Annotated in this window: 1 rRNA gene (cut by a window edge); it reads right to left on the reverse strand. The window is 56.1% G+C overall.

Going from position 1 to position 1,351, the window contains the following annotated elements:
* Nucleotides 1-1,351 (reverse strand): 23S ribosomal RNA (locus ACIPSE_RS47195); its annotated part runs 1,444 nt beyond the window's last position; the annotation flags it as partial.

Here is a 1,351-nt window from a genome sequence, read left to right on the forward strand (position 1 = left end):
GCTTCCAGATCCGGCCTATCAACCCAGTCGTCTACTGGGAGCCTTACCCCATCAAGTGGGTGGGAATACTCATCTCGAAGCAGGCTTCCCGCTTAGATGCTTTCAGCGGTTATCCCTCCCGAACGTAGCCAACCAGCCATGCCCTTGGCAGAACAACTGGCACACCAGAGGTTCGTCCGTCCCGGTCCTCTCGTACTAGGGACAGCCCTTCTCAATATTCCTGCGCGCGCAGCGGATAGGGACCGAACTGTCTCACGACGTTCTAAACCCAGCTCGCGTACCGCTTTAATGGGCGAACAGCCCAACCCTTGGGACCGACTCCAGCCCCAGGATGCGACGAGCCGACATCGAGGTGCCAAACCATCCCGTCGATATGGACTCTTGGGGAAGATCAGCCTGTTATCCCCGGGGTACCTTTTATCCGTTGAGCGACGGCGCTTCCACAAGCCACCGCCGGATCACTAGTCCCGACTTTCGTCCCTGCTCGACCCGTCGGTCTCACAGTCAAGCTCCCTTGTGCACTTACACTCAACACCTGATTGCCAACCAGGCTGAGGGAACCTTTGGGCGCCTCCGTTACTCTTTAGGAGGCAACCGCCCCAGTTAAACTACCCATCAGACACTGTCCCTGATCCGGATCACGGACCCAGGTTAGACATCCAGCACGACCAGACTGGTATTTCAACGACGACTCCCCCTGAACTGGCGTCCAGAGTTCACAGTCTCCCAGCTATCCTACACAAGCCGAACCGAACACCAATATCAAACTGTAGTAAAGGTCCCGGGGTCTTTCCGTCCTGCTGCGCGAAACGAGCATCTTTACTCGTAGTGCAATTTCACCGGGCCTATGGTTGAGACAGTCGAGAAGTCGTTACGCCATTCGTGCAGGTCGGAACTTACCCGACAAGGAATTTCGCTACCTTAGGATGGTTATAGTTACCACCGCCGTTTACTGGCGCTTAAGTTCTCAGCTTCGCCCTGACGAATCAGAGCTAACCGGTCCCCTTAACGTTCCAGCACCGGGCAGGCGTCAGTCCGTATACATCGCCTTACGGCTTCGCACGGACCTGTGTTTTTAGTAAACAGTCGCTTCTCGCTGGTCTCTGCGGCCACCCCCAGCTCGAGGAGCAAGTCCTCTCACCAGTGATGGCCCCCCTTCTCCCGAAGTTACGGGGGCATTTTGCCGAGTTCCTTAACCATAGTTCACCCGAACGCCTCGGTATTCTCTACCTGACCACCTGAGTCGGTTTAGGGTACGGGCCGCCATGAAACTCGCTAGAGGCTTTTCTCGACAGCATAGGATCATCCACTTCACCACAATCGGCTCGGCATCAGGTCTCAGCCTCAATGT

Origin of the sequence: Streptomyces sp. NPDC090106, from assembly GCF_044747265.1 — a bacterium.
GTDB lineage: Bacteria > Actinomycetota > Actinomycetes > Streptomycetales > Streptomycetaceae > Streptomyces.